Source organism: Streptomyces sp. NPDC050988, assembly GCF_044456225.1.
Lineage (GTDB): Bacteria > Actinomycetota > Actinomycetes > Streptomycetales > Streptomycetaceae > Streptomyces.
Window position 1 is genome coordinate 14,497 of sequence record NZ_JBITFQ010000023.1, and the last position, 26,080, is coordinate 40,576.

Annotated in this window: 24 protein-coding genes; 7 read left to right on the top strand and 17 right to left on the bottom strand. The window is 70.5% G+C overall.

All coding sequences use genetic code 11. The features are described 5' to 3' along the window. Nucleotides 1–11: 11 nt before the first annotated feature. Nucleotides 12–1,616 (bottom strand): MFS transporter, encoded by a 1,605-nt coding sequence (locus tag ACIBEI_RS34760; RefSeq protein ID WP_398894341.1) that lies wholly within the window; start codon nt 1,614–1,616, stop codon nt 12–14. 182 nt (nt 1,617–1,798) lie between these two features. Between ACIBEI_RS34760 and ACIBEI_RS34765 the strand changes: the two genes are divergently transcribed. Both ACIBEI_RS34765 and ACIBEI_RS34770 read left to right on the top strand, forming a co-directional pair. Next, nucleotides 1,799–2,485, top strand: coding sequence for a TetR/AcrR family transcriptional regulator (locus ACIBEI_RS34765; RefSeq protein ID WP_398894342.1), 687 nt, complete (start codon nt 1,799–1,801; stop codon nt 2,483–2,485). 57 nt (nt 2,486–2,542) lie between these two features. Further along, complete coding sequence (locus ACIBEI_RS34770; RefSeq protein ID WP_398894343.1) at nt 2,543–3,343, top strand: DUF2993 domain-containing protein; 801 nt, start codon at nt 2,543–2,545, stop codon at nt 3,341–3,343. Between the two features lie 28 nt (nt 3,344–3,371). Here ACIBEI_RS34770 and ACIBEI_RS34775 read toward each other — a convergent pair whose 3' ends face one another. From ACIBEI_RS34775 to ACIBEI_RS34830, 12 genes are all read right to left on the bottom strand, one after another. Further along, nucleotides 3,372–3,959 carry a rhodanese-like domain-containing protein gene (locus ACIBEI_RS34775; RefSeq protein WP_398894344.1) on the bottom strand — a complete coding sequence of 196 codons (588 nt, stop codon included), beginning with the start codon at nt 3,957–3,959 and terminating at the stop codon, nt 3,372–3,374. Between the two features lie 181 nt (nt 3,960–4,140). After that, the gene (locus tag ACIBEI_RS34780; RefSeq protein ID WP_398894345.1) at nt 4,141–4,887 is read right to left on the bottom strand and encodes a sulfite exporter TauE/SafE family protein; all 747 of its coding nucleotides are present in this window, start codon (nt 4,885–4,887) and stop codon (nt 4,141–4,143) included. A gap of 171 nt (nt 4,888–5,058) precedes the next feature. Beyond that, a complete protein-coding gene (locus ACIBEI_RS34785) occupies nt 5,059–6,426 on the bottom strand; it encodes a rhodanese-like domain-containing protein (protein ID WP_398894346.1) in 1,368 nt (455 codons plus the stop codon). Between the two features lie 121 nt (nt 6,427–6,547). After that, nucleotides 6,548–7,228, bottom strand: a complete 681-nt coding sequence (locus ACIBEI_RS34790; protein WP_398894347.1) for a sigma-70 family RNA polymerase sigma factor — start codon at nt 7,226–7,228, stop codon at nt 6,548–6,550. Nucleotides 7,229–7,416: 188 nt separating this feature from the next. After that, nucleotides 7,417–8,166, bottom strand: a complete 750-nt coding sequence (locus tag ACIBEI_RS34795; protein WP_398894348.1) for a hypothetical protein — start codon at nt 8,164–8,166, stop codon at nt 7,417–7,419. Between the two features lie 34 nt (nt 8,167–8,200). After that, complete coding sequence (locus tag ACIBEI_RS34800; RefSeq protein WP_398894350.1) at nt 8,201–8,734, bottom strand: copper chaperone PCu(A)C; 534 nt, start codon at nt 8,732–8,734, stop codon at nt 8,201–8,203. Between the two features lie 8 nt (nt 8,735–8,742). Continuing rightward, entirely contained in the window at nt 8,743–11,004 is a 2,262-nt protein-coding gene (locus tag ACIBEI_RS34805; RefSeq protein WP_398894351.1) for a heavy metal translocating P-type ATPase, read from the bottom strand. Continuing rightward, nucleotides 11,001–11,246 (bottom strand): hypothetical protein, encoded by a 246-nt coding sequence (locus ACIBEI_RS34810; protein WP_398894353.1) that lies wholly within the window; start codon nt 11,244–11,246, stop codon nt 11,001–11,003. The genes ACIBEI_RS34805 and ACIBEI_RS34810 overlap by 4 nt, the downstream gene beginning before the upstream one ends. 173 nt (nt 11,247–11,419) lie before the next feature. Then, nucleotides 11,420–12,037, bottom strand: coding sequence for a hypothetical protein (locus tag ACIBEI_RS34815; RefSeq protein ID WP_398894354.1), 618 nt, complete (start codon nt 12,035–12,037; stop codon nt 11,420–11,422). Further along, nucleotides 12,034–12,897, bottom strand: coding sequence for a carbohydrate ABC transporter permease (locus ACIBEI_RS34820; protein WP_359723282.1), 864 nt, complete (start codon nt 12,895–12,897; stop codon nt 12,034–12,036). Before ACIBEI_RS34820 ends, ACIBEI_RS34815 begins: the two co-directional genes overlap by 4 nt. Then, on the bottom strand, nt 12,894–13,844 hold the full coding sequence (locus ACIBEI_RS34825) for a carbohydrate ABC transporter permease (RefSeq protein WP_398894355.1): 951 nt from the start codon (nt 13,842–13,844) through the stop codon (nt 12,894–12,896). The genes ACIBEI_RS34820 and ACIBEI_RS34825 overlap by 4 nt, the downstream gene beginning before the upstream one ends. After that, the gene (locus ACIBEI_RS34830; protein WP_398894357.1) at nt 13,841–15,196 is read right to left on the bottom strand and encodes an ABC transporter substrate-binding protein; all 1,356 of its coding nucleotides are present in this window, start codon (nt 15,194–15,196) and stop codon (nt 13,841–13,843) included. The genes ACIBEI_RS34825 and ACIBEI_RS34830 overlap by 4 nt, the downstream gene beginning before the upstream one ends. Before the next feature lie 66 nt (nt 15,197–15,262). Here ACIBEI_RS34830 and ACIBEI_RS34835 point away from each other — a divergent pair, with 66 nt between their 5' ends. Further along, entirely contained in the window at nt 15,263–16,723 is a 1,461-nt protein-coding gene (locus tag ACIBEI_RS34835; RefSeq protein WP_398894358.1) for a Gfo/Idh/MocA family protein, read from the top strand. On the opposite strand, the gene ACIBEI_RS34840 is transcribed toward ACIBEI_RS34835, so the two are convergent. Continuing rightward, complete coding sequence (locus ACIBEI_RS34840; protein WP_398894360.1) at nt 16,713–17,939, bottom strand: cytochrome P450; 1,227 nt, start codon at nt 17,937–17,939, stop codon at nt 16,713–16,715. The two genes, ACIBEI_RS34835 and ACIBEI_RS34840, sit on opposite strands and share 11 nt — an antisense overlap. Before the next feature lie 228 nt (nt 17,940–18,167). On the opposite strand from ACIBEI_RS34840, the gene ACIBEI_RS34845 reads away from it, so the two are divergent. From ACIBEI_RS34845 to ACIBEI_RS34860, 4 genes are read left to right on the top strand one after another with little or no spacing between them, the layout of a single operon-like run. Beyond that, a complete protein-coding gene (locus tag ACIBEI_RS34845; RefSeq protein ID WP_398894475.1) occupies nt 18,168–18,614 on the top strand; it encodes an SRPBCC family protein in 447 nt (148 codons plus the stop codon). Between the two features lie 58 nt (nt 18,615–18,672). Continuing rightward, nucleotides 18,673–19,008, top strand: a complete 336-nt coding sequence (locus ACIBEI_RS34850; RefSeq protein ID WP_398894361.1) for an ArsR/SmtB family transcription factor — start codon at nt 18,673–18,675, stop codon at nt 19,006–19,008. Further along, on the top strand, nt 19,008–19,703 hold the full coding sequence (locus ACIBEI_RS34855) for a cation transporter (RefSeq protein ID WP_398894362.1): 696 nt from the start codon (nt 19,008–19,010) through the stop codon (nt 19,701–19,703). Before ACIBEI_RS34850 ends, ACIBEI_RS34855 begins: the two co-directional genes overlap by 1 nt. Nucleotides 19,704–19,763: 60 nt before the next feature. Then, the gene (locus tag ACIBEI_RS34860) at nt 19,764–20,423 is read left to right on the top strand and encodes a TOPRIM nucleotidyl transferase/hydrolase domain-containing protein (RefSeq protein ID WP_398894364.1); all 660 of its coding nucleotides are present in this window, start codon (nt 19,764–19,766) and stop codon (nt 20,421–20,423) included. A gap of 247 nt (nt 20,424–20,670) precedes the next feature. On the opposite strand, the gene ACIBEI_RS34865 is transcribed toward ACIBEI_RS34860, so the two are convergent. From ACIBEI_RS34865 to ACIBEI_RS34875, 3 genes are all read right to left on the bottom strand, one after another. Beyond that, nucleotides 20,671–21,828, bottom strand: a complete 1,158-nt coding sequence (locus ACIBEI_RS34865) for an XdhC family protein (protein ID WP_398894365.1) — start codon at nt 21,826–21,828, stop codon at nt 20,671–20,673. Nucleotides 21,829–21,984: 156 nt separating this feature from the next. Continuing rightward, on the bottom strand, nt 21,985–23,442 hold the full coding sequence (locus tag ACIBEI_RS34870; RefSeq protein WP_398894366.1) for an NCS2 family permease: 1,458 nt from the start codon (nt 23,440–23,442) through the stop codon (nt 21,985–21,987). A gap of 238 nt (nt 23,443–23,680) precedes the next feature. Beyond that, complete coding sequence (locus ACIBEI_RS34875) at nt 23,681–26,080, bottom strand: xanthine dehydrogenase family protein molybdopterin-binding subunit (protein ID WP_398894367.1); 2,400 nt, start codon at nt 26,078–26,080, stop codon at nt 23,681–23,683.

Below are 26,080 nucleotides of genomic sequence, written 5' to 3' on the forward strand. Positions count from 1 at the left end.
CGCGAGCGTCCTCAGCCGACGTCCACGCGCTCCTTGGTGCTCTCTTCCGGCTTCTCCTGGTCGCGCTTCGCGGCCTTGCGGCCGGGCAGGACCGCGAGGACGATCATGGTTCCGGCGGCCATGATGATCCCGCCGATCAGGCTGGTGTGCGCGACACCGTGGGCGAAGGCCTCGTGCACCGCGTCGATCAGGGCCTGCGCCTGCTGGGGTCCGGCGGAGGGGGTCTTCGCGATCTGCTCGGCGACCGCCAGGCCGCCGCCGACCGAGTCCTTGGCCGTCTCCATCGCGGAGGCCGGCAGCTGCCCGCCGACCAGGTCGGTCAGCCGGTCCTGGTAGGCCGTGGCCAGCAGCGAGCCCAGTACGGCGATACCGAGGGAGCCGCCGAGTTCCAGCGCGGTGTCGTTGGCACCGCCGCCGACGCCCAGCTCGCTCTCCGGGAACGAGCCCATGATGGTGTCGGTGGCCGGGGACACGCTCAGACCGATCGCGAACCCGAGCATCATCATCGGCGCGACGAAGTCGGCGTACGTGGAGCCCGTGTCGATCCGGGTGAGCAGGAGCACGCCCGCGGTGCCGATCACCATGCCGGACACCACCATCGCCTTCATGCCCAGCTTCGGCGTCAGCCGCCCGGTGGCCGCGGCGCCGACGAACACCGCGCCGGCCAGCGGCAGCAGACGGACGCCGGTCTCCAGCGCGCCGTAGCCGAGGACGAACTGCAGGAACTGGGTGGAGTAGTAGATCGCCCCGAAGGTGCCGAAGAAGAAGAACAGCACCGCCAGCATCGAGCCGCTGAAGGGACGCTGGGCGAACCTGCGCACGTCCAGCATCGGGTGCGGGTGACGCAGCTCCCAGAGCACGAAGGCCGGCAGACCCACGCCCGCGACCACCGCGGCGGCGACCGGGCCGGTGCCCCAGCCGAAGTGCGGGCCCTCGATGATCGCGTAGACCAGCGCGCCGACCGAGACGATCGACAGCAGTCCGCCCACGTAGTCGATCCGGCCCGCGTTCGCCGCCTTCGACGGCGGCACCAGGACCAGCGCGCCGATCACGGCGAGGACGGCGATGGGGACGTTGATCAGGAAGGTCGAGCCCCAGGCGTGGTCCTCCAGAAGCCAGCCGGCCACCAGCGGGCCGACCGCGATGGCGAGGCCGGAGGTGGCGGTCCAGGCCGTGATCGCCCTGGCCCGCTCATGCTTCGGGAAGATCGCGACCAGCAGGGACAGCGTGGCCGGCATGACCACCGCCGCGCCGATGCCCATGATCGCGCGGGCCGTGATCACCAGGCCCGTCCCGTCGACCAGGCTGCCCATCACCGAACCGCCCGCGAAGATCACCAGACCGGCGATCAGCGCGCCACGACGACTGTACTTGTCGCCGATCGAGCCGAGTACGAGCATCAGCGCGGCGTACGGAACGGTGTAGCCGTCGATGACCCACTGCAGGTCGCTGCTGCTCAGGCCCAGGTCCCTGGTCATGTCCGGCGCCGCCACGATCAGTGACGTGTTCGCCATGACCACGATCAGCAGACTCAGACACAGCACCAGTAGGGCGGGCCAGCGCCGCGGGTACGGCCCTGTCATCTTCTCGATGGGTGTATTGGCGAAGAGCGGCATCGGAGGCTCCCAGGGGGTGAGCGGGACGAGTAGGGCGACTTAATTGCCCACTGATGTGCAGACTAGTTTATTGCCCATCGATGTGCAAATATTGCGCTCACCGCTCCCTGCCCACCCGCTCACCTGCCTGTCTGCCTGTCCTTCTGCCTGCCTGCCCGCCTGTTGTCTGCCGAGGTACCGATGTGACCAGCCCGCCGACGGCGCACGAGCCCCTCAGCCGTACGGCCCGCGCCACCCGCACACGCATCCTGGAAGCGGCCCTGCGGGAACTGGGGCGCGACGCCGACAGCAGCCTCGGAGACATCGCCGAGGCCGCGGGGGTGGCACGTCGGACCGTGTACGCGCACTTCGCGGGGCGGGCCGCTCTTGTCGGGGGGCTCGCGGCGGAAGCCGGGGAGGCGATTCGCGGTGCGATCGCCGTCGTCGACGCGTCGACTCCGCGTCGAGGTCCGGCTCCGGATGCCGCGAGTGCCCTGGCGCGCGTCGTTCTCACCCTCTGGCCGGTCGGTGACCGCTATCGCACGCTCATCGGGCTCGCCCGCCAGGACCTGGAGGCCAACCGGGTCAGCGGACTCCTGACTCCCGTCCGCGACACGGTCGCCGGGATCCTGGCCCGCGGCCAACGGCAGGGCGTCTTCCACACCGGCGTCCCGCCCGGCCCGCTCAGCAGAGGCCTCGAAGCGCACATCCTGGCCCTCCTCGACAGCGTCAACTCCGGGACCTGGGCCGACGACGGCACGGGCGCCGCCACCACGACCTTGATCGCCGCGGGCGCCGATCGCGATGTCGCGGCCTCGACGGTTCACCACCTCCGCGATGCCAACCAGCCCGGGTGCGATGCCAACCAGCCGGGGTGCGATGCCCGGTAGCCCGGGTGCCAGGCAACTCGCGCCCCCGGCAACCCCGTACACGCGACAGGAGAGTTCATGTACCGCCCCCATCCCGAATACCGCGACGACTTCGCGTACCAGGAGGACTTCTCGTACCAGGACGACTTCTCGTACGAGCCGGACGCCGCGCGGAACCACCGGCAACCGCTCGTCATCGCCCTGGCCGCCCTGTGCGCGCTGATCCTCGTGCCCGTGGTGGTCGACCGTGTCGTGGCGGCGCGGGTGGAGTCGGGTACGGCCGAGGCGTTCCAGGAGGGCATGGGTACGGCCACGCGGCCCGAGGTCCATGTGCGCGGGATCCCTGTGCTGACACAGGTGGCCTCCGGCACCCTGCGGCATGTGGACATCAGCGCCCACGACATACCCGCCGACGAGGCCATCCGCCCGCTCCCGGTGACCGAACTCGACCTGAGGCTCGACGACTTGCGGAAGTCGGACGACGGCGGCGAGGCACGGGCGCGGAGCGCCGAGGCGACCGCCCGATTGTCGTACACCGACGTGTCCAACGCCCTCGGCCTGGAGGTGTCCCAGGGCGACCGGCCCGGCCGGATCAGCGCGAGGATCGCGATGCCGTTCGGCGACGGGATCACCGTGACGGTGAAAGTATCGGCGGTCTCCGGCAACCGCATCGCCTTCGAGGACTTCCAGGTGACGAGCGGTGTACTGCCCGACGCCGGTCAGGCACTGCTCGACAGGGTCTTCGAGCAGCCAATCCAGCTGCGGAACGTCCCCGACGGCCTGCGTCTTCGCTCGGTCACCACCTCGGCCGACGGCCTCTCCGCCCGCTTCTCGGGCACGTCGGTCACCTTCCGCCCCGACAACGCGGCGCAGGGATGACCGTCCTCGTCCTCGCCCTCGCCTCCGCTCAGCGGCTGCGCAGCGCGGCCAGCGTGGCCTCCAGGTCGGCCGCGCGAGGGCGGTTGTGCGGCAGCTTGCCGAGCAGGACGGCCATGGTGCAGGTGTCGGTGAGCGCGGAGAGGACCAGGCCGCCCGCGACCCCGGCCGAGAGGAGCTGGAAGGCCGGGTGGACGAGCGGTCCCAGGGCCAGTCCGGCGAGTACGAGCGTGCCGGCGGCGAAGCGCACCTGTCGTTCCATGGCCCAGACGGCACGGGTACCGGAGTTCGCGGGGCGGTCCAGGTCGTTCCCCTGGGCGGCCCACGCGGTCGTGCCACCGGCGAGGGTCGCCGCGGCGATGCCCTCTCCGGCCAGCAGTTCACAGGCGGCCTGGGAGCGGTTGCCGGAGGCGCACACCATCAGGACGTCACCGCGCTCGGCGGCGCGCCGCAGGTCCGGAAGCGCCCGCCGCACCTGGTCCAGCGGGACGTTCAGGGCGCCGGGCACATGACCCGATACGTACTCGCCGGGCGTCCGTACGTCGATGACGGTGAGGTCGCGCAGCCGACTGCGGGCCTCGCCAACGCCGAGGACGACGGGCCTGGGGGGAACGGTCATGACTGAGGTGCTCCTGTTGTGTTCGGAGGTGCTTGGGGTACGGGGCGTACTGGAGGTACGAAGGAGTACTGGAGGTACGCGGAGTACTGGAGGTACGCGGAGTACTGAAGTGCTCGAGTAGCTGTGGCTGTCCGCTGTCGCTGTTGTTGTCCGCTGTCGCTGTTGCTGTCGCTGGAGCCGGTCACACCGCCGTGTCGATGACCATGAAGGCGGCCACCGCGAGCAGAACCAGGGCGAAGACCCGTTGGAGCGTGGGGCCGGACACCTTCGCGGCGAGGCGTCTGCCGTCCCACGCGCCGAGGATCGCGGCTCCGGCGAAGGGTGCGATGACGGCCCAGTCCAGGCCGTCGGCCGTACCGGCGCGCATCACGAGCGCGGCGAGCGAGTTGACGGTGATGACGAGCAGGCTCGTGCCCACCGCCTCCCGCATCCGCAGACCGAGTACGCCCACGAGCGCCGGTACGGCGAGGAAGCCGCCGCCGACTCCGAGTACGCCGGTGACCGCGCCGAGCCCGCCACCGGCCGCCGCGGCCCGCCCGGACCGGACCGGCCGGGCGTCGTCCGAACTCTTCCGGGAGCGCAGCATACGTACCGCCGCCGTCACCGTGACCACGGCGAAGGCGCCGGTCAGCGCGGCGTCCGGCAGCCGGCCCGCGACCGCGCCGCCCAGCAGCGCCGGGCCGATGCCCGCCGCCGCGAAGAGCGCTCCCGTACGCCAGCGGACCTGACCGTCGCGTGCGTGGCCGAACAGTGCCGTGGCCGAGGTCGCGGTGACGATGACAAGGCTCGCGGTGCCGGCCGCGGCCGGGGTGAACCCGAGCAAATAGATCAGGGCGGGGACGGCCAGGACGCTGCCGCCGCCCCCGAGCGCGCCGAGCGCCAGACCGATGACGGCGCCGGCTGTCAGGGCGAGTATGAGAGGGCTCACGCCACCGTGCCGTTCTCAAGGCTGTCGGCGCGGCCGGGAGCACGGGGCAAGGGGAGGGGGTTCGTCGGCACGGTCTCGCTTCTTTCTGGTGACGGAGGGCAGATGCCGATCGAGGGCTGAGCGCGCGCCGGAGCCGACCACACGGGGACTGGTCCTCGTACCGATGCGTGTTCAGGCGGTCCGGACAGTGAGGCCGGCCTTCGCCGCCGCGGCGAACGCGTCGTCCACGGCGACGACTTCACGGCCCGCCGCGTCCAGCAGGGACGCGGCGATCGCGGCGCGCATGCCACCCGCGCAGTGCACCCACACCTCGCCCGCGGGAATCTCGCCGAGCCGCCCGTGCAGGGCGTGGACCGGGATGTGGACCGAGCCCTCGATGAAGCCGCCGGCGCGTTCGGACGACCGCCGGACGTCCAGTACGACGCAGCCGTCGCCGGGGTGCCGGGCGGCAAGGTCGGCGAACGTGGCCCGGCGGAAGGCGGCCAGGGGCTCGCCCTCGCGTACCCATGCCGAGGGTTCACCGGTGGCCGCGGCGGCCGGGCGGTCGACGCCGACCCGAACCAACTCGCGCTGGGCGGCGGCCAGTTGTCCGGTCGATTCGGCGAGCAGTGTCACCGGTTTGCCCCAGGGGATCAACCAGGCCAGATAGGTGGCGAGTTGCCCCGCGGCCTCGAAGTTGAACGAGCCCGCGACATGCCCTTCGGCGAACGCCACCCGGTTGCGCAGATCGACCACCCACTCCCCCGCGGCCAGCCGGGCGGCGATCTCGTCGGCGTCGGCCACGGTCGGTGGAGTGAGGTCGACGGGTGCGGGCCCCGCCGCGTTTGCCGGGCCCATGTGCGCGTAGTAGGCGGGGACTTCGTCCAGCCCTGCCAGCAGATCCGCGACGAAGGTGTCCACGTTCCGGGTGAGCGCCTCGTTGGCCGACTTCTCCTTGCCGATGGTGGTGGCGGTGCCCTCGGCCCGGCCGGCGGAACAGAAGCTGCCGAAGCCGTGGGTGGGCAACACCGTTGTCTCGTCGGGGAGTTCGTCCGCGAGTCGGCGGGCGGAGGCGTGCTGGGCGCGGGCGAGGTCCTCGGTGAGGCGCGGCTCGACGAGGTCGGGGCGCCCTACCGTTCCGATGAGCAGCGATCCACCCGTGAAGACCGCGACCGCCGCCCCGTCCGCCTCCAGCACGTACGAGGTGTGGTGCGGGGTGTGGCCGGGGGTCGCGAGCGCGCGCAGGGCCAGACCCGCGCCGGCGTCGACGACCGTGGTGTCCCCGTCGTGCACGGGTGTCCGCTCGAAGGAGACGCGGGCTCCGGCCGGAACGAGGTAGGACGCGCCCGTGATCCGTGCCAGCTCCGGGCCGCCGGTGACGTAGTCGTTGTGCACATGTGTCTCGACCACATGCGATATCCGCACGCCCCGCCGGGCGGCCGCCGCGATCACCTGGTCGACGTCACGCGGCGGGTCGACCACCAGGGCCTCCCGCCCGCCGCCCGCCAGATAGCTGCGGTTGCCGAGCCCCGCCACCTCGATGGTGTCGACGAAGAACACGTCGGGCACTCCTTCCGAACGAAAATTACCCCCGGGGGTATATGAGAGACACTAGCATGTACCCCCGGGGGTATTTGAAAGCTGTTCGAAAGGGCGCGGAGAAGGTCGAGGAACGGGCCGGTCAGGCGGCCCGTTCGCGCGCCTCGAACGCGGGATCCGCGTGCCCGCCGTGCTCGCCGTGCCCGCCGTGCCCGCGTGCGGCCGACGCGTCGGCCTCGGCGAGCAGGTCGACGAGGGTGGCGCGGGCGCGGGCCACGCGGGAACGGACGGTTCCGACGGGGCAGTCGCTGAGTGCGGCCGCCTCGGCGTAGGGCAGCCCCATCAGCTGGGTGAGCACGAAGGCCTCACGGCGCTCGTCGGGCAGCGCGGCCAGCAGATCGAGGAGCGCGACCCCGTCGTCGAAGCCGGGCAGGCCGTGCGGCTGGGCGTGTTCGACCGCCAGCCGCCAGTCCTGTACGTCGGCCGGCCGCGGCCGGGCGGCGGCGTACCGGAAGCTGTCGATCACCGCGCGGCGCGCGATGGACAGCAGCCACGTACGGGCCGAGCAACGCCCCTCGAACCGGTGCAGGCTGCCGAGCGCGCGCAGGAACGTGTCCTGGGCCAGGTCGTCGGCAGCCTGCGGGTCGGCGGAGAGATGGGCGACGTAGCGCACGACATCGCGGTGCAGGGCGCGGACGAAGCGCTCGACGGCGTCCGGGTCGCCGCCACGGGCGGCCAGTGCCCAGGCGGTTATCGACTCGTCGCTTCTGTCGTGCGAAGCGGGCGGGGCTGGAGTGATCACCAGTGGTCCTTCTCGGGTCATCCGTGATCCGGACCGAGGCGCGCGTGGGTACGTGAACACGTGGGCCATGGGCGCGTGGGCGCGTTGGCTCCGCGTGGGCACGTGGACGGTCGGCGCATCGGTCCGGCGCGTGGGGGACGGCCGGCCGTACGGGGAGGTACGGCCGGTGCCCGAGGCGCGCGGGGAGGCGCCTCGGGGATCCGGCTGTCTCAGGCGACAGCGGTCCCGGCGGGCGGACCTCGCGAGGTGATCGCGTGGACGAGAAGGAGCCGCCTCGGTGAGCGCTCCGGGGCGCGGCGGCGGGGCAGCCGGGCGCACGGCCGGTGCGGCGGTGCGGGCAGGGCGTGCAGCAGTCGCAGCGGTGCGGCGAGCCGGCCGGCCACCGCCCGCAGGATGCGGAAGGCCGCGCGCTCGCCGTACGCGAGCCACAGACCGCACAGCAGCGCGGCCAGCAGGTGGGCGGCCGGCATGCCGAGCGACGACATGCCGTCCATGTCGTGTGCCAGGTGAGCCATGGGTCCTGAACCCATGTGTCCCATGTCCATGGCGTCGGTGGAACCCGTGTGTGTGGACCCCATGGGTGCGGAGCCCATGTTGGCGGAATCCATGGGCGCAGAGCCCATGTGTGCGGAAGCCATTCCACTCCCGGCGGAGCCCATCGGCATGGAGCCCCTGCCGACCGATCCCCGACCCACCGACGGCGCGGCGGACTGTGCGAAGGAGAACCCCGTGTGGAGCAGCCCTTGAGCGACGACCACCACGGTCACGATCAGCGGCAGTCCGCGTTCACGGCCGGCCAGGCACCAGCCCGCGCCGCCCGCCACGACACCCCCGGCGGCCATCGTCCACCAGGGCACGGGGGAGCCGGACATCATCACGTGCCCGAGGGCGGCGAGCACCACGCAGACGGCCGCGAACACCGCGGCCCGTGCCGTGCGTATCCCCCACCCCACGGTCATGACGGGCCTCGTCCTCGCATCCGTCGGCCGGCCGTCACGGTGAGGCACGTACATCGCCCGGGGCGACCACGACCGCCTCCACCGTGACCGGCCCGCTGCGCCGGAAGTGCAGCGTGAACGGGACCGGATCGCCGAGTTCCCACCGCGGGCCCGCCCGCAGGATCACATCGAGACCGTGCGGGGACATGGTGAGACCGCCGTGGGCGGGGACGGCGGCCGAGTCCACCGTGTCCCGGTACGCGGCGCCGGCGCCCGTGGTGCGGTGGCGCCCGAGCGTGATCTCACCGCCGCCGGGCGACTCGACACGGACGAGCCGGTCGTCCGCGTCCCCCGAGTTGGTGATCCGGAAGAACGCGGCGGTGTCCCGGGTGTCGCCGTACGGGAGGAAGACGCGTCCGGCGGTGACCTCGATCCGCGCCGGATCGCCCGCTCGGCCGGCGGCGACCCAGGTGGTCAGGGCACCGAGCGCGACGCTGCACGCGGCGACGGGCGCGAGTGCGGTGAGCAGGGTGTCGGTGAGACGGCGCCGGGTCGGACGCCAGGGATGCGGGTCGGTCGTCCGCGTCATCGTCCCCGTCATCGTGTGCGGCTCCGGGTTCGCGTCGGCTGCCAGGCGCGCAGCCGCAGGCTGTTGCCGACCACGAGCAGCGAACTCACCGACATGGCCGCCGCGGCCACCATCGGATTGAGCAGGCCCACCATGGCGAGCGGCACGGTCACCGCGTTGTAGCCGAAGGCCCACAGGAGGTTGACCCTGATGGTGCCGAGGGTGCGCCGGGCGAGTCGTACGGCGTCTCCCAGTGCCTCGATGTCACCGCGTACGAGCGTCACGTCGGCGGCGCCGAGGGCCGCGTCCGTCCCGCCGCCCATGGCGATCCCCAGGTCGGCACCGGCCAGCGCGGCGGCGTCGTTCACCCCGTCGCCGACGACCGCGACCCGTCGGCCTTCCTCTCTCAACTCCCGTACGAGGGTGGCCTTTTGCTCGGGAGTGCAGCGGGCGTGCACCTCCTCGATGCCCAGCGCGGACGCGACGGCCCGGGCCGGGGCCTCCCGGTCCCCGGTGGCGAGCACCGGCCGCACCCCCAGCCTCCGCAGCCGGTCGACGGCCCGATAACTCCCGGGCCGCACGACATCACCGATCTCGATCAGCGCCTCGGCCACACCGTCCACCAGGACGACGACCGGCGTGTACGCGGCGGCCTCCGCCACCGGCAGCGCGTCCGCGAGCGGCGGGGGCAACTCGTCGTCCGGCGCGCGAACTTCGACCAGCCTGCCCTCGACCCGGCCCCGGACACCGCGGCCCGCCTCGGCGCCGAACTCCCCCACGTCCGGCAACGGCCGCTCGGGCAGGGTCCGTTGTGCGTACGAGACGATCGCGCGCCCCAGCGGGTGCTCGGAGCCCTGTTCCACCGCACCGGCCAGCCGCAGCACCGCCTCCCGCCCGAGTCCGCCGGGCACGGCGGTGACCCTGGCGACGCTCATGTGGCCGGAGGTGAGGGTGCCGGTCTTGTCGAGTACGACCGTGTCGATGTGCTGGAGCGACTCCAGGGCCTGCGGTCCGCCGACCAGGACACCCAGTTGGGCGCCGCGCCCGGTGGCGGCCATGAGCGCGGTCGGTGTGGCCAGACCCAGCGCGCACGGACAGGCCACGACCAGCACCGCCACGCACGCGGTGACCGCCGCCTGCGGATCGGCCCCCGCACCGAGCCAGAACCCGAGCACGGTCGCGGCGAGCGCCAGCACGACCGGCACGAACACCCCGGCCACCGCGTCGGCCAGCCGCTGAGCGCGCGCCTTCCCCGCCTGAGCCTCCGTCACCAGCTTGGTGATACGGGCGAGTTGGGTGTCGGCGCCGACCGCCGTGGCCCGTACGAGCAGCAGCCCGCCGGCGTTGACGGCCCCGCCCACCACCGCCGAGCCCGGACCGACCTCGACCGGCTCGCTCTCGCCGGTGACCAGGGACATGTCCACGGCGGAACTGCCCTCCGTCACCTCCCCGTCGGTGGCGACCCGCTCCCCGGGACGTACGACGAAGACGTGCCCCGCCCTCAACTGCTCGATGGGCAGCAACCGTTCGGCACTACCCTCGCGTACCGAGACCTCCTTGGTGGCGAGTCGGGCGAGCGACCGCAGTGCCGCCCCCGTCCCGTGCCGGGCCCGCGCCTCCAGAAAGCGCCCGGCCAGCACGAACAGCGGTACTCCCACGGCCGCTTCGAGATAGATGTGCGCGGCGCCCTCCGACGCCGAGGGCAGCAGACTGAACGGCATCCGCATCCCGGGCTCGCCCGCGCCTCCGAGGAACAGCGCGTACGCCGACCATGAGAAGGACGCAACAACACCCAGGGAGACCAGCGTGTCCATGGTCGCCGTCGAGTGCCGCAGCCCACGCGACGCCCGTACGTGGAACGGCCAGGAGCTCCAGACCGCGACCGGGGCGGCCAGCACGAAGCACAGCCACTGCCAGTTGCGGAACTGCCATGCGGGCACCATCGACAGGACGAGCACCGGCACGGCGAGCAGCGCGGTGACCGTCAGCCGCTCGCGCTCCCGCCGGGCGTCTTCAGGCTCCGCCTCGTCCTCGTCCTGGCGTTCCGGTTGCTCGGGAGGGGCGGGGAGGGTGGCCGTGTAGCCGGCCTTCTCGACCGTGGCGACGAGTTCCTCGGGAGGGACATGGGCCGGATGGCTCACCCGGGCCCGCCCGGTGGCCAGGTTGACGGTCGCGGTGACGCCGTCCAGCTTGGCGAGCTTCTTCTCGACACGGTTCACGCAGGCCGCGCAGGTCATCCCGCCGACGGTCAGGTCGGTCGTCACGACGACGGCCACCGGTTCGGCACTCATCCGCCGCCGCTCCCGTGCGTGCCGCCCATGTCCATGTCCATACCGCCCCCGCCGCTGTCGCCGCCTCCACCCCCGCCGTCGTCTCCGTCACGGCTCGTTCCGGTTTCGTGCATGCCGGGCGCCACGGGACCGACGGCGGCACCGGCCGCGTACGACGCCACGAACATGAGCGCGAGCAGGAGCAGGAAGCCGCACAGCGCGGGCGGCGGCACCAGCTTCCGCAGGGCCGAGACGGCGGCCACACCCGCGCCTGCAGCTGTGGCTGTGCCCGTGCCGGCACCCGCGCTCGGGGAGGATTGTCGGGACTCGCCCATTCCGGTTCTCCAGATCGCACGGCGTCGGCCGGTCCGGGCCGTGACGGTCCAGAAGTCGGGCGCGCACCCCTGTGAGTTCCGGCGGGGGCTTGTGGCGTACGTCACTCTGGCAGGGCTGTCACCCCTCCTGGCCGGTGCGGCATCCGTACGTCGACCGCCGTGAGCGCCAACGCCAGGGGCCCCGGCGCCAGGAACGCCAGCGGCAGCAGCATCCAGGCGCACAACGCGGCCGCCGCGACGGCGAGCACGACGAGACCGCTGCCGCCCACATCCCGTACGGAGTCCCGGGCGGCCCCGCCGACGGCCGCCCGCCAGTCGGTGAGCGACTCGGGGCGCCCGCAGGCGCGAAGGCCCACGACAGCCGCGTACACGCCGATGGCGGCGGCGACGATCGCGAACAGCGGGGCACCCGGCAGTCCGGCGCGGGCCAGGGCGAGGTCCGCCCAGAGCAGCAGGACACCGGCCAGGGACAGTGCCCCGGCCACGAGGTCCCCGGCGCGCAGGCGTCGCCGCAGCATCGCCAAGTACCGTCCGGCGGTGGCCGGTCGGTCCTCGCGGGCGCCGCGCAGGACCGCGCACGCCGTGGACAGTGCCGCCGGCAGGGTGACGACCGGCAGCGACACGAGGGCCGTGCAGACGCCGACGCTCAGCACGTCCGCGAAGAGCGTCATGCGCGGTCCGAAGATCTCGCCCGTCTCGCGGGCCTGTCCGGCGCTCATCCCTTGATCCCGGAGTTCGCCATGCCCTCGACCAGGAACCGCTGGAAGGCGAGGAAGAACAGGACGATCGGGAGGAGGGCGATCACCGACATCGCGAACATCGGGCCGAACGCGGACTGGCTGGACGCGTCCACGAACGACCTGAGCGCCAGCGTGAGCGTGAACTTCTCCGGCGAGAAGAGGTAGATCAGCTGCGTGAAGAAGTCGTTCCAGGTCCAGATGAAGGTGAAGATCGCGGTCGTGATCAGCGCGGGTCGCGTCAGTGGCAGGATCACCAGGAAGAAGCTCCTGAAGGGCCCGCAGCCGTCGATCCGTGCCGCCTCCTCCAGCTCGCGTGGCAGCCCTCGCATGAACTGCACGATGAGGAAGACGAAGAACGCCTCTGTGGCAAGGAACTTGGGGAGGATCAGCGGCCAGTAGGTGTTCACCATGCCGAGCTGGTTGAAGATGATGTACTGCGGGATCAGCACGGCGTGGTGCGGCAGCATGATCGTCGCGATCATGAAGGCGAAGAGCGGGCCGCGGAAGCGGAATCGCAGCCGGGCGAAGGCGTACGCGGCCAGTGAGCAGCTCAGTACGTTCCCGACGACCGCGCCGCCCGCGATGAACAGCGAGTTGCCGAGCAGCTGCCACACGGAGACGTCGTTCACTCCGTCGAGGGCTGTCGTGTAGTTGGACCATTCCAGGCTGCTGGGCAGCAGGTCGAGGCTGGCGATGACCTCGTCGGCGGGCTTGAGCGAGGTCGCGAGCAGCCACGCCAGCGGGTACAGCATCACGAGCAGCGCGGCCAGACAGCCGAGGTGCAGGGCGATGCGACGCCAGGCAACCGGCTTGCGTACGGCGACGGTTGAGGTGGTCATCGGACGCCCCCATCGGTGTCTGACGCGTAGAAGACCCAGGAGCGCGAGGTCCGGAACAGTACGGCGGTGACCGCGCCGATGACGAGGAGCAGTACCCAGGCCATCGCGGAGGCGTAGCCCATGTGGGAGGCGACGAAGCCGCGGTCGTAGAGGTAGAGCGTGTAGAAGAGCGTCGAGTCGGCCGGACCGCCCTTGCCCGCGCTCACCGCGAACGCGGGGGTGAAGACCTGGAAGGCCTGGATGGTCTGGAGCACCAGGTTGAAGAAGATCACCGGGGAGAGCATGGGCACGGTGATGGACAGGAACCGGCGCCAGCGGCTCGCTCCGTCCACGGCCGCCGCCTCGTACAGCTCCGAGGGGATCTGCTGGAGACCGGCCAGGAAGATGACCATGGGGGCGCCGAACTGCCACACCGTCAGCAGGGCGACCGTGAAGAGTGCCCAGCCGGGTTTGTTGACCCAGCCGCCGGTGCCCAGGAGGTTGTCGACCGTGCCGCCGTCGTTGAAGATGGCCCGCCACACGAGGGCGATGGACATCGAGGTGCCGAGCAGGGAGGGCGCGTAGAAGGCGGATCGGTAGAAGCCCTTGCCGCGCCGCATGGACTTCAGGGCGAGCGCGACGACCAGGGCGAGGCCGAGTTGGAGGGGTACGGCGATGACCACGTAGGTGAGGGTCGCGACCACCGAGCGCCAGTAGCGCGGGTCCTCCGTGAACATCTGTGTGTAGTTGCGCAGGCCCACCCACTGGGGCGGGTTGAACAAGTCGTAGTCCGTGAAGGAGAGATAGAGCGAGACGGCCATCGGGAGCAGGGTCAGCACGGCGGCGCCGAGAACCCACGGGGAGAGGAACACCCAGGCGGCGCCCTCGCGTTGGCGCTTACCGGGTCGCTTCGGTGGTGTGGAGGGCTTCCCGGTGCGGGCGGGCGCCGGTATCTCGGTGGTGGTCATGACCTCAGCTCCGCCTTCGCCTCGGTGATGTAGTTCTCGGCCGCCTCGCGGGGCGACAGCCGCTCGTACGACACCTGGTCGTAGTCGCGCTGGAAGGTGGTTTGCAAGGCGCTGTCTCCCGAAGGGGGTGCCTGGGGCGGGGCGTTGAGCTTGCCTTCGAAGGGCGCCTGGTATTCGTAGATGGTCTTGTCGAAGTCCTTGAGGTCCGAGGAGATCTCGTCGCGGATCGACTCGTTGACCGGGATGCCGCGGCTCGCGCCGACGATCTTCGCCGCCTCCCTGTCGTTCAGCATGAAGTCGACGAGCTGGGCGGATTCCTTCGGGTGTCCGGTGTCGGCGGCGACGCCCATGAACATGGAGGGCTTGAAGTACTGGCCCGGTGTGCCGTCCTCGTTCGACGGCATGGGGGCGAGCGAGATCCCGTCCGGGATGAGGGCGAGGTAACCGCTGGCCGGGGCGTCCCAGTTCGTCTCGGAGAGTGCCGTGCCGCGGCCCAGCGGGGTGTTCTCGACCGAGCCGTCGAGCTGTGTCGTCTGCTCGGCGGACGAGACCGCGCCCTCGCGCCGCAGCTTGTCGGTGAAGGTCCACCAGCGCGTGAGGTCGTCGGCGGTGAAGCCGAGTTGGTTGTCCTTTGTGTACAGGGACTTGCCCTGGCCGCGCAGCCAGATCTCGAAGGCGTCCTCGCTCTGCCCCGGGTCGGTGCCGCCCGGCTTGCCGGTCCTCTCGGCCAGCTCGCGCATGGCGTCGGCCCATTCCGTCCAGGTCCAGCCCGCCTTGGGCAGCTCGACTCCGGCGGCCTTCCACTTCGTGGTGTCGTAGACCATGGTCTCGGTGCCGCGGCCCTGCGGGATGGCGTACAGCTTTCCGTCCACCTTGCCGGTGGCCAGCAGCCCCGGCTCGAACTCCCCCGTTTTGAGGACGGACCGCTGCTTGCCGAGGTCGAGGAGGACGCCGCCGGACGCGTACTGGTCGATCATGCGGTAGTCGAGCTGCATCACGTCGGGGGCGTCGCCGCCGGCGGCCTGGGTGGCGAGCTTCTGCTTGTACGGCTCGTAGCCCGCGAAGGAAGTCTGTACTTCTATGCCCGGATGTTCCTTCTCGAAGAGGTCTACGGCCTCCTGGGTTCGGGCCGCTCTGTCCGGATTGCCCCACCAGGTGTAGCGCAGCGAGACCTTGCCACCCGCACTGGTCGACTCGCCCTCGCCTGAGCAGGCGGTGAGTGCCGCGGCCGCCACGCAGAGCGCCAGGGCCGCCGCCGCCGTGCGAGGTGCCAGGGCCGCCGCCGTGCGGGGCGGCCGGGACTTGGCTGCCCTGCGGGACGGCCAGGACTTCCTTGTCCTGTTTCCGGGCATGAGTGGGTCACCTCTTTCGCTAGAAAGCGCTTCCACCCCCCTGATACGACCCTAGGGAAGGTCCTGATGTCAGAACAAGACCCGTGCATCGCTTCTGTCGCGACCGCCGCTTCCGCCGCGACCGTGGCTGCCGCCGCGACCGTCGCTTCTGCCTCGTCCGGCGCGGGGAGGCGGCGTTGTGCGGTGGTGGGGTTGGGTGCTCGTGCCCGGATGTTCACCGAGGCGATCACCGGGCCGTACTCGGACCGGATCGAGTTGGTGGGTTTCTGTGACGTCAATGGCCGGCGTATGGCCGTCCACAATGAGTGGATCGCGGCCGATCATCCTGGGCGTGGGCCCGTGGCTGCTTACACCGCTGAGGACTTCGAGGTGATGTTGCGGCGTGAGCGGGTCGATCTTGTTGTGGTGTGCAGTGTCGACCGCACCCATGACGACTACATCGTGCGGGCGCTGGAGGCGGGGTGCGACGTCGTCACGGAGAAGCCGATGACCACGGACGCCGACAAGGCCCGCCGCATTCTCGATGCCCGGCGGCGGACCGGGGGCGATGTGCGGATTGCCTTCAACTACCGCTACAACCCGGTGCATTCGGCCGTACGGGAACTCATCGCGGGCGGGGAGATCGGTGAGGTCGGGTCGGTGCACTTCGAGTGGCTGCTCGATCTGCGGCACGGTGCGGACTACTTCCGACGGTGGCACCGGGACAAGGCCAACTCCGGTGGGCTGATGGTTCACAAGGCCACGCATCACTTCGATCTCGTCAACTGGTGGTTGGGGACGGAGCCGGAGACCGTGTTCGCGCAGGGTGGGCTGTTCTTCTACGGCGAGGAGGCCGGGCGGCGGCGGGGGCTTGCTCGGCCCTATGCCCGGGCCCATGGGGCCGCTGCCGCGGAGGGGGATCCGTTTGCCGTGCGGCTTGCGGACTCGGAGGTGCTGCGTGCGCTCTATCTGGAGGCGGAGCGGGAGGACGGGTATCACCGGGACCAGAACGTGTTCGGGGCCGGGGTGAGCATCGAGGACGATATGGCTGTGCTTGTGCGGTATGCCTCTGGGGCCTCGCTGACCTATCACCTGACCGCCTATTCGCCCTGGGAGGGGTATCGCGTTGCCTTCAACGGGAGCGAGGGGCGGTTGGAGCTGTTGGTGGAGGAGTCGACGTGGGTTCGGCCCTCGGTGCGGGCCGATGGTGCGAGTCCTGTCATGCACGGCTCTGCCGTCGGCGATGAAGTCGGGCGTACGGAGTTGTTGTTGCGGCGGTTCTGGAAGCCGGCTCGTGTGGTGGAGGTCGGGGGCGGGGAGGGTGGGGCTTCGACTGAGGGTGGGCATGGGGGTGGGGATGTGCGGATGTTGGCCGATCTGTTCGGGTACCGGGCCGGTGGGGACGCCTTGGGGCGGGCAGCGGATGCGGTTGACGGGGCGAAGTCGTTGGTTACCGGGCTGGCCGCCAACGAGTCGTTCGTGACCGGGCTGCCTGTTCGGGTGCGGGATCTGTTGGATGTCGTCGGTCCGGCTTACCTCACCAAGTGACGTGCAGGCTCTGGGGTGAGCGGTGGATCAGGGTCGGGCGCATGGTGACCGGGTGGTCGTCGGTCAGGCGGAGGGTGGGGAAGCGGGTCGTCAACTGTTCCAGGGTGAGGCGGAGTTGCTCTCTTGCCAGTTGTGATCCTGGGCAGGTGTGCACGCCCAGGCCGAATGCCAGGTGGCGGCCCGGGGTGCGGGTGATGTCGAACTCGTCCGGGCGGGGGTGGCGGGATCCATCGCGGTTGGCCGCGCCGAATGCCACGAACACCGTTGATCCGGTGGGGAGTTCTGTGCCTGCGAGGGTGATCGCGCGGGTGGTGGTTCGGCGGAAGCCCTGTAGTGCCGTGTCGTAGCGGGCCGCCTCCTCAATTGCCGCGGGGATGCGGTCCGGCTCTGCGCAGAGGAGGTTCCACTGGGGCGGGTGGCGGAGGAGGTGCAGGACCGTCGTGCCGATCAGGGCTGTGGTGGTGAGGTGGCCTGCCAGGAGGAAGTTCTGCAGGTGGGCCACCAGTTCGTGGCGTTGGTCGAGTGTCAGGTCGGTGGTGGGTGGGGGCTCAGGTGTGAGGGAGGTGATCAGTTCTGTGCAGAGGTCGTTCTGGGGGGTCGTTTTGTGGGCGCGGATGAAGGCGTCCAGTGTCTGTTGCATTGCTACGACGTCCTGGGCCGCTCTTACTTGTTCGGCCTCCAGCATGGGGCGGAAGAGCAGTTCCTCTGCTCGGTAGCCTCCGTGTACTGCTTTGGGGACGTCTTTGGGGTCCAGGCCTACGATCCTGCCGATGACTTCGCCCGGGAGGCGCTGGGCGTACGCCGTCATCAGGTCGGCTTGGCCCTTATCGGCGAAGGCGTCGATGAGGGCCGATGCTCGTTCCGCCGCGTACGGGAGCACTGCGGCGACTCTGGCGGGTGACAGGCCTCGTACGATCGGGGCGCGTAGGTGCTGGTGGTGGGAGCCGTCGGCTGTGACGACCACGGGGCGGCCGCCGAAGCCGCCGCCCAGGACCGCGAGGGCGGCTGGGGCCGGCATCACGTCCGGGCGCAGCGCGTTCGCCGAGGAGAAGTCGTCCGGGCGGCGGAGGATCTCTCTGATGTCCTCGTCCCTCGCCGCCAGCCAGGCGTCCAGTTCCGGGATGAACGTCAGGCCTTTGGCCCGTCTCGCGCGTTCGTAGTGGGGGTACGGGTTGCGTTGCAACTCGTCTAGCCTGCCGTGCAGTTCACGGTCCACGGGGTCATGGTGCCGGATGGGGTGGGGCGTGGGTAGGGCGCTTCTGGTCCGGTGGGTGGGGCGGGGCCGTGCCGGTATGTCACGTTCGCGACTGCTGGGCATACGGCCCTGAGTTTCATGGTGGGCGTTTCCAGCGGGAGCCGTACGTCGCGAACGTTGACACACCGGCACGGCCCCGCCCCGCGCGCGCTGGCGGCTGCTGCGCCGTTGAGTGCCTACGATCCTGGCGTGGTTCGGTTTTGTGTGCGGCGGGACAGTGGCCTCGATGCCGGTGAGGCGTGGCGGCGGGTCACGTTGTGGGAGCGGCATGGGGATGTGGTGCCGTTGACCCGGATCACTGTTGTCGCGGGGGCGGCGGAGGGTGGGGTGGGCAGCGTGTTCGTTGCTCGGTCCGGGATTGGGGCCCTTGCGTTTGATGACCCCATGGAGGTTGTCGTGTGGCGGCCGCCTGTGGGAGGGCGGGCCGGGGTCTGTCGGCTCGTCAAGCGGGGGAGCTTTGTCACTGGGTGGGCCGAGATCGAGGTGCGTTCGGGGGGCGGTGGTGGTGGTTCGCGGGTGGTGTGGCGGGAGGAGTTGAGGGTGCGGGGAGTGCCCCGGGTTTTTGATTCCTTGGTGGGGTGGGTGGCCCGGTGGGTGTTCGGGCGGGCGGTGCGTCGGCTGTTGGGGGCGTCCTGACCGCGGTGGTCCGGGGTTCAGGAGTTACTGAATTCAGGCATTGCTGTACTGTTGGGGTGTGCTGACTGCTGCCTCCGACATCGACGTGCTGGTCCGTTTCGGCCGCGCGCTCGCCGATCCCATCCGCTGCCGGATTCTGCTCGTCCTGCACCAGGCTCCCGCCTACCCGGCCGACCTCGCCGACCAGCTCGGCATCTCCCGTACGCGGCTGTCCAACCATCTCGCCTGTCTGCGCGACTGCGGTCTGGTCGTCACCGTGCCCGATGGCCGGCGCACGCGTTACGAGCTCGCCGACGAGCGCCTCGGTCACGCCCTCGACGACCTGCGTGCGGTGGTGGTCGCGGTGGAGGCGGACAGAAGCTGCCCCGACGCCGACGCGAAGGGCTGCTGCTGATGACCGCGGTGTCCCTCGGGCCCTCGTCGGCCCGCCGTGAGACGCTCGCGCGGCGAATACGGCTACTGGTCGCCGCGACGATCATCTACAACGTCATCGAGGCTGTGACGGCCCTGACCGCGGGCATGGTTGCCTCGTCCACCGCGCTGATCGGATTCGGGCTGGACTCCGTCATCGAGGTCTCCTCCGCCGCCGCGGTCGCCTGGCAGTTCTCCGCCCGCGACCATGCGCTCCGCGAAGCCCGGGAGCACAGGACCCTGCGGATCATCTCGGTCTCGTTCTTCGTGCTCGCCGTGTACGTGACCATCGATGCCGTCCGCGCGCTGACGGGCACCGGCGAAGCCGAGCGTTCACTGCCGGGCATCGTGCTCGCCGCCCTCTCCCTGGCTGTGATGCCGTTCCTGTCCGCTGCCCAGCGGCGCGCCGGAAGGGAACTCGGCTCCGCCTCCGCGGTCGCCGACTCCAAGCAGACCCTGCTGTGCACGTACCTCTCGGCCGTGCTCCTGGCCGGCCTCGTCCTCAATGCCACCCTCGGCTGGTCCTGGGCCGACCCCGTCGCCGCCCTCGCCATCGCCGCCCTCGCCGTCAAGGAAGGCCGCGACGCCTGGCGGGGCAAAGGCTGCTGCGCCCCGGCTGTCGCACCCACGGCTGCCCCGTCCAACGACGACGCGGGCTCGTGCGGCTGCTGCTCGTGAGCATCTCGTCGAGCGAAAGTCTGTGGAGTGCGGTTGTGTGGAGTTGCGAGACTGGGACCCATGAGCGACATGGAGAGATTCCGTCGGGCCGTTGTCGCGTGGGCGGCCAGTGGGGTGGGAGCCTCGGCGGCCGGGGAAAGCGCGCGGGAGCTGGCGGTCGGGGTCGGGCTGCGTACCGTCGTGCTCGTCGAAGGCGGTAGTGATCAGGTCGCCGTCGAGGCGTTGGCCGCGCGGCGTGGTCGGGATCTGGACACTGAAGGTGTGTCGGTCGTGCCGCTCGGGGGTGCTACCAGTGTCGGCAGATTCGTCGATCTGTGCGGGCCCCAGGGACTTGGCGTGCGGCTGGCCGGCTTGTGCGATGTCGGGGAGGAACGCTTCTTCCGGCGGGCCTTGGAACGGGCCGGGCTCGGTTCCGACATCCCGCCCGACGGGCTGGAAGCGCTTGGTTTCTACGTGTGCGACGTGGACCTGGAGGACGAGTTGATCCGCTCCCTGGGCGCCGAGGGTGTGCAGCAGGTCGTGGTGGATCAGGGGGAGTCACGGCCGTTCCGTACTTTCCGGAACCAGCCCGCCCAGCGGGAGCGGACCCTGGAGCAGCAGTTGCGGAGGTTCCTGGGCACGCACAGTGGTCGCAAGGCCCAGTACGCGCGCGAGATGGTCGAGAGTCTCGATCTGGAGCGGACGCCTCAGCCGTTGGAGCGCCTCCTCGCCCACGTCTGACGCCCACGTCTGACGCCTACGTCTGACGCCTACGTCTGACGCCCACGTCTGACGCCCACGTCTGGTTCCCGGCCGCTTCTGACTCTCGCCCACGTCTGGTTCTCGGCGGCCTCGGCAGCGGCAGCTTCTGACTCTCGGCCGTGTTCGGCTCCCGGCCGTGTTTGGCTCCCGGTCGTGTTTGGGCTCTCGCCCCGGCCTGAGCAGACACGCGTCGGCCTTGGCCGCAGCCTGCGTGCAGGTGTGCCTGTCAGGCCACCGAGCCGATTCTCGCGGTGGGCTTCGGTGTTGATGAGCTGTCGTGGTGGATGGGGGTGTGCGCGCCGGTCAGTGATACTCCGGTGCCGCCTCGCCTGTTCGCGACGATCTCCGCTGCGATGGAGAGGGCCGTCTCCTCGGGCGTACGGGCTCCCAGGTCAAGCCCGATCGGGGAGTGCAGGCGGGTCAACTCCAGCTCGGTGACGCCGACTTCGCGGAGGCGTTCGTTGCGGTCCAGGTGGGTGCGGCGGGAGCCCATCGCGCCGACGTAGGCCACGGGGAGGCGGAGGGCCAGTTGGAGGAGGGGTACGTCGAACTTGGCGTCGTGGGTCAGGACGCACAGGACCGTGCGGGCGTCGACCTGGGTTCGCTCCAGGTAGCGGTGCGGCCAGTCGACCACGATCTCGTCCGCCTCCGGGAAGCGGGCCGCTGTCGCGAAGACCGGGCGGGCGTCGCACACCGTGACGCGGTAGTTCAGGAACTTGCCGATGCGGACCAGGGCGGAGGCGAAGTCGATCGCTCCGAAGACGATCATCCTGGGTGGCGGGACCGATGATTCGATGAGGAGTGTGAGGGGTGCTCCGCAGCGAGAGCCCTGCTCTCCGATTTCCAGGGTGCCCGTGCGGCCCGCGTCCAGGAAGGCGCGTGCCTCGTCCACGGCCGTCCGGTCCAGTTCGGGGTGGGCGCCGAATCCGCCCTCGTACGAGCCGTCCGGGCCGACCAGCAGGGCTCGGCCCAGGAGTTCCGGAGGTCCGGATGCGATACGCGCCACGGCCGCCGCCTCCCCTCGCGTGGCGGTGGCGAGGGCCGAAGCGAAGATCTCCCGGTTGGAGTCCTCGGTGCGTACCGGCGTCACCAGGATGTCGATGATCCCGCCGCACGTCAGACCCACCGCGAACGCGTCCTCGTCGCTGTAGCCGAAGCGTTCGAGGACCGGTTTACCGTCCGCCAACGCCTGTTGGCACAGCTCGTACACCGCGCCCTCCACACAGCCGCCGGAGACCGAGCCGATCGCCGTGCCGTCGGAATCGACGGCCAGTGCGGCGCCCGGTTGGCGGGGCGCGCTGCCGCCGACGGCCACCACGGAGGCCACGGCGAAGTCGCGCCCCTGCTCGACCCACCGGTGCAACTCTTCGGCGATGTCCAGCATGTCTCGGTCTCCTGACGGTGGTTGGGGATGGGGTCTTCGGCTGGGCGGGCGGGCCGTCGCGGACGGCCCCGCGCTGCCGCGCCCCGTCAGGGGCGCGGGGAACTGCGCGCCCGGCCACATCGGACCCGCAGACGAACCCCGCACCCCGCGGAGCGCCTAGTGGACGCCCATCCAGCTCTCGATCGGGTTCAGAGCAAAGTAGACGATGAAGATTGCCGTGAGGCCCCACATGAAGGCCCCGATCTCCCGGGCTTTGCCCTGGGCGACCTTGATGGCGACGTAACTGATGACTCCGGCCGCGACGCCCGCGGTGATGGAGTACGTGAACGGCATGATGACGACCGTCAGGAAGACGGGGATCGCGGTGGCGCGGTCGGCCCAGTCGACGTGCCGGGCGTTCATCATCATCATGGCGCCGATGACGACCAGGGCCGCGGCCGCGACCTCGCCGGGGACGATCGCCGTCAGCGGGGTGAAGAAGAGACAGGCCGCGAAGAACAGGCCCGTGATGACGGAGGAGAGGCCGGTGCGGGCGCCTTCGCCGACGCCTGTGGCGGACTCGACGAACACCGTCTGGCCGGAGGCGCCCGAGACGCCGCCGATCGCGCCGCCCGCGCCGTCGATGAACAGCGCCTTGGACAGGCCCGGCATCCGGCCCTTGTCGTCGGCCAGTTTGGCCTCGGTGCCGACGCCGATGATGGTGGCCATCGCGTCGAAGAACCCGGCGAGGACCAGGGTGAAGACGATCATTCCGACCGTCATCGCGCCGACCTGGCCCCAGCCGCCGAACTCCACGTCTCCGAAGATCGAGAAGTCCGGCATGGACACCGCGCTGCCGTGCAGCTCGGGCGCGCCACTGGCCCACTGCTTGGCGTCGATGACGTCGAGTGCGTTGAGGACGACGGCGAGTACGGTGCCGCCGACGATGCCGATCAGGATCGCGCCGGGGATGCCGCGCGCCTGGAGCATGAAGATGGCGAGCAGGGTGACGGCGAAGAGCAGGACCGGCCAGCCGGCGAGTTCACCGGTCGCGCCGAGGGAGAGCGGGGTCGCCTTGCCCTGGTGGACGAAGCCCGCCTTCACCAGTCCGATCAGGGCGACGAACAGGCCGATGCCCATCGTGATCGCGTGCTTCAGTGCGAGGGGGATCGCATTCATGATCATCTCGCGCAGCCCGGTGACCACCAGGAGCATGATCACGACGCCGTACATCACACACATGCCCATGGCCTGCGGCCAGGTCATCTGGGGTGCGACCTGCGAGGAGAGGACACCGGAGACGGAGAGTCCGGCGGCCAGGGCGAGCGGCACCTTGCCGAAGAAGCCCATCAGGAGCGTGGTGAAGGCCGCCGCGAACGCGGTCGCGGTGATCAGGGCCTTCTGGCCGAGCGTGTCCCCCGCCGCGTCCTTGCCGGACAGGATCAGGGGGTTGAGCAGCAGGATGTACGCCATCGCCATGAAGGTGGTGACGCCGCCGCGCACCTCACGCGCGACCGAGCTTCCTCGCTTGGATATGTGAAAGTACCGGTCGAGCCAGGACCTGCCGGCCGGGATACGGGTTCCTTCACCCGCATCGTCGGCGGTGGTCCTCGGCTCCAGTGACTGCTGGGTCATGTGGGCCTACTCCCAAGGTTCACAGGGGCACCCGCTGTCGCCTTCGGCGTGTGCGGGATTTGGGAAGGTGCTTCGGCCGCACGACCCGGGGGACGGCCCGAGACGAACGAATCGTGGTGCTGCACGTGGACCGGTGCCGGGGGTGCCGTTGGACGTACGGTCACCCGGTGCCGGGGTGCCGTTGTTGTGCCCACCCGTTCCGCCCTGCGGAACGCCTGCCCACAACAACGGCGGGGCGCTATGCCGTGCCGGTGAGGTGTTCCGGTCGGACCGGCGTCCTGTTGAGCTCCAAGCCCGTCGCGTTCCGGATTGCCGCCAGTACGGCCGGAGTCGACGACAGAGTCGGTGCCTCGCCGATGCCACGGAGCCCGTACGGCGCGTGGTCGTCGGCGAGTTCGAGCACGTCGACGGGGATGGTCGGCGTGTCGAGGATCGTGGGGATGAGGTAGTCGGTGAAGGAGGGGTTCCTGACCTTCGCCGTCTTCGGGTCGACGATGATCTCCTCCATGACCGCGATGCCCAGGCCCTGGGTCGTACCGCCCTGGATCTGGCCGATGACGGACAGCGGGTTGAGCGCCTTGCCGACGTCCTGGGCGCAGGCCAGTTCGATGACCTTCACCAGGCCCAGTTCGGTGTCCACCTCGACGACCGCGCGGTGGGCGGCGAAGGAGTACTGGACGTGGCCGAAGCCCTGGCCCGTACGGAGGTCGAAGGGCTCGGTCGGCCGGTGCCGCCACTCCTCCTCGACCTCGACGGCCTCGCCTTCGAGTACGTCCACCAGGTCGGCCAGTACCTCGCCGCCGTCGGTGACGACCTTGCCACCCTCCAGGAGCAGTTCGGCGGTGGCCCAGGCGGGGTGGTACGTACCGAACTTGCGGCGGCCGATCTCCAGGACCTTCTCGCGGACCAGCTCGCAGGAGTTCTTGACGGCACCGCCGGTGACGTACGTCTGGCGGGACGCGGAGGTCGAACCGGCCGAGCCCACCTGGGTGTCCGCCGGGTGGATCGTCACCTGGGCGACACCCAGCTCGGTGCGGGCGATCTGCGCGTGGACGGTGACGCCGCCCTGGCCGACCTCCGCCATCGCGGTGTGGACGGTGGCCACCGGCTCACCGCCGACAACTTCCATGTGGACCTTGGCCGTCGAGTAGTCGTCGAAGCCCTCGGAGAAGCCGACGTTCTTGATGCCGACCGCGTAGCCGATGCCTCGTACGACGCCTTCGCCGTGGGTGGTGTTGGAGAGGCCGCCGGGCAGCTGGCGGACGTCCGCCGCCTCTCCGGCCGCGAGCCACTGCTGCTCCGGCGGCAGGGGCATCGCCTTGACACGGCGCAGGAGTTCGGCGACCGGGGCGGGCGAGTCGACCAGCTGGCCGGTCGGCATGACCGTGCCCTGAGACATCGCGTTGAGCTGCCGGAACTCGACCCTGTCCATGCCCACCTTGTCGGCGAGTTTGTCCATCTGGGCCTCGTAGGCGAAGCACGCCTGGACCGCGCCGAAGCCGCGCATGGCGCCGCAGGGCGGGTTGTTGGAGTAGAGGGCGATCGATTCGATGTCGACGTCTTCGAGTACGTACGGGCCGACCGCGAGGGACGCCGCGTTGCCGACGACCGCCGGGGACGCGGAGGCGTACGCGCCGCCGTCCAGGACGATGCGGCACTTCATGTGCGTGAGCTTGCCGTCCTTGGTCGCCCCGTGCTCGTAGTGGAGCTTCGCGGGGTGGCGGTGGACGTGGCCGAAGAAGGACTCGAAGCGGTTGTAGACGATCTTGACTGGCTTGCCCGTGCGGAGTGCCAGGAGGCAGGCGTGGATCTGCATCGACAGGTCCTCGCGGCCGCCGAACGCGCCGCCGACGCCGGAGAGCGTCATGCGGACCTTGTCCTCGGGGAGGCCGAGGACCGGAGCGATCTGCTTGAGGTCCGAGTGCAGCCACTGGGTGGCGATGTAGAGGTCGACGCCACCGTCCTCGGAGGGCACGGCGAGGCCGGACTCGGGGCCGAGGAAGGCCTGGTCCTGCATGCCGAAGGTGTACTCGCCCTCGACGATGAAGTCGGCGCGTTCACGGGCCGCCTCAACGTCGCCGCGGACGATCGGCTGACGGTGCACGATGTTCGGGTGCGGGACATGGCCGATGTGGTGGTCGTCGCGGTTCTCGTGGACGAGGATCGCGTCCGGCGCGGTCGCGGACAACTCGTCGGTGATGACGGGGAGTTCGCGGTACTCGACCTTGATCTTGGCGGCGGCGCGGCGCGCGGTCTCCGGGTGGTCGGCCGCGACGATCGCGACCGGCTCGCCGTGGTGGCGGACCTTGCCGTGCGCGAGCACCGGCGTGTCCTGGATCTCCAGGCCGTAGTTCTTCACGTCGGTCGGCAGGTCGTCGTACGTCATGACGGCGTAGACGCCGGGCGTCGCGAGGGCCTCACCGGTGTCGATGGAGACGATCTCGGCGTGCGCGACCGTGGAGCGCAGGATCTGGCCCCAGAGCATGTCCTCGTGCCACATGTCGGAGGAGTACGCGAACTCGCCGGTGACCTTGAGGATGCCGTCCGGGCGGAGCGTGGACTCGCCGATGCCGCCCTTGGTCCGGGAACCCTGGGTGACCTTGGTGGGGGTGCCGAGGGGAGCGCTTTTGCCAGTCAT

Excerpts from the sequence above, each read along its gene's own strand:
- ACIBEI_RS34820 (WP_359723282.1), bottom strand. The coding sequence starts at position 12,897 with ATGACCACCTCAACCGTCGCCGTACGCAAGCCGGTTGCCTGGCGTCGC.
- ACIBEI_RS34805 (WP_398894351.1), bottom strand. The coding sequence starts at position 11,004 with ATGAGTGCCGAACCGGTGGCCGTCGTCGTGACGACCGACCTGACCGTC.
- ACIBEI_RS34775 (WP_398894344.1), bottom strand. The coding sequence starts at position 3,959 with ATGACCGTTCCCCCCAGGCCCGTCGTCCTCGGCGTTGGCGAGGCCCGC.
- ACIBEI_RS34870 (WP_398894366.1), bottom strand. The coding sequence starts at position 23,442 with ATGACCCAGCAGTCACTGGAGCCGAGGACCACCGCCGACGATGCGGGT.
- ACIBEI_RS34825 (WP_398894355.1), bottom strand. The coding sequence starts at position 13,844 with ATGACCACCACCGAGATACCGGCGCCCGCCCGCACCGGGAAGCCCTCC.
- ACIBEI_RS34835 (WP_398894358.1), top strand. The coding sequence starts at position 15,263 with ATGTCAGAACAAGACCCGTGCATCGCTTCTGTCGCGACCGCCGCTTCC.
- ACIBEI_RS34790 (WP_398894347.1), bottom strand. The coding sequence starts at position 7,228 with ATGACCCGAGAAGGACCACTGGTGATCACTCCAGCCCCGCCCGCTTCG.
- ACIBEI_RS34865 (WP_398894365.1), bottom strand. The coding sequence starts at position 21,828 with ATGCTGGACATCGCCGAAGAGTTGCACCGGTGGGTCGAGCAGGGGCGC.
- ACIBEI_RS34860 (WP_398894364.1), top strand. The coding sequence starts at position 19,764 with ATGAGCGACATGGAGAGATTCCGTCGGGCCGTTGTCGCGTGGGCGGCC.
- ACIBEI_RS34815 (WP_398894354.1), bottom strand. The coding sequence starts at position 12,037 with ATGAGCGCCGGACAGGCCCGCGAGACGGGCGAGATCTTCGGACCGCGC.
- ACIBEI_RS34770 (WP_398894343.1), top strand. The coding sequence starts at position 2,543 with ATGTACCGCCCCCATCCCGAATACCGCGACGACTTCGCGTACCAGGAG.
- ACIBEI_RS34875 (WP_398894367.1), bottom strand. The coding sequence starts at position 26,080 with ATGACTGGCAAAAGCGCTCCCCTCGGCACCCCCACCAAGGTCACCCAG.
- ACIBEI_RS34855 (WP_398894362.1), top strand. The coding sequence starts at position 19,008 with ATGACCGCGGTGTCCCTCGGGCCCTCGTCGGCCCGCCGTGAGACGCTC.
- ACIBEI_RS34800 (WP_398894350.1), bottom strand. The coding sequence starts at position 8,734 with ATGACGCGGACGACCGACCCGCATCCCTGGCGTCCGACCCGGCGCCGT.
- ACIBEI_RS34795 (WP_398894348.1), bottom strand. The coding sequence starts at position 8,166 with ATGACCGTGGGGTGGGGGATACGCACGGCACGGGCCGCGGTGTTCGCG.
- ACIBEI_RS34830 (WP_398894357.1), bottom strand. The coding sequence starts at position 15,196 with ATGCCCGGAAACAGGACAAGGAAGTCCTGGCCGTCCCGCAGGGCAGCC.
- ACIBEI_RS34760 (WP_398894341.1), bottom strand. The coding sequence starts at position 1,616 with ATGCCGCTCTTCGCCAATACACCCATCGAGAAGATGACAGGGCCGTAC.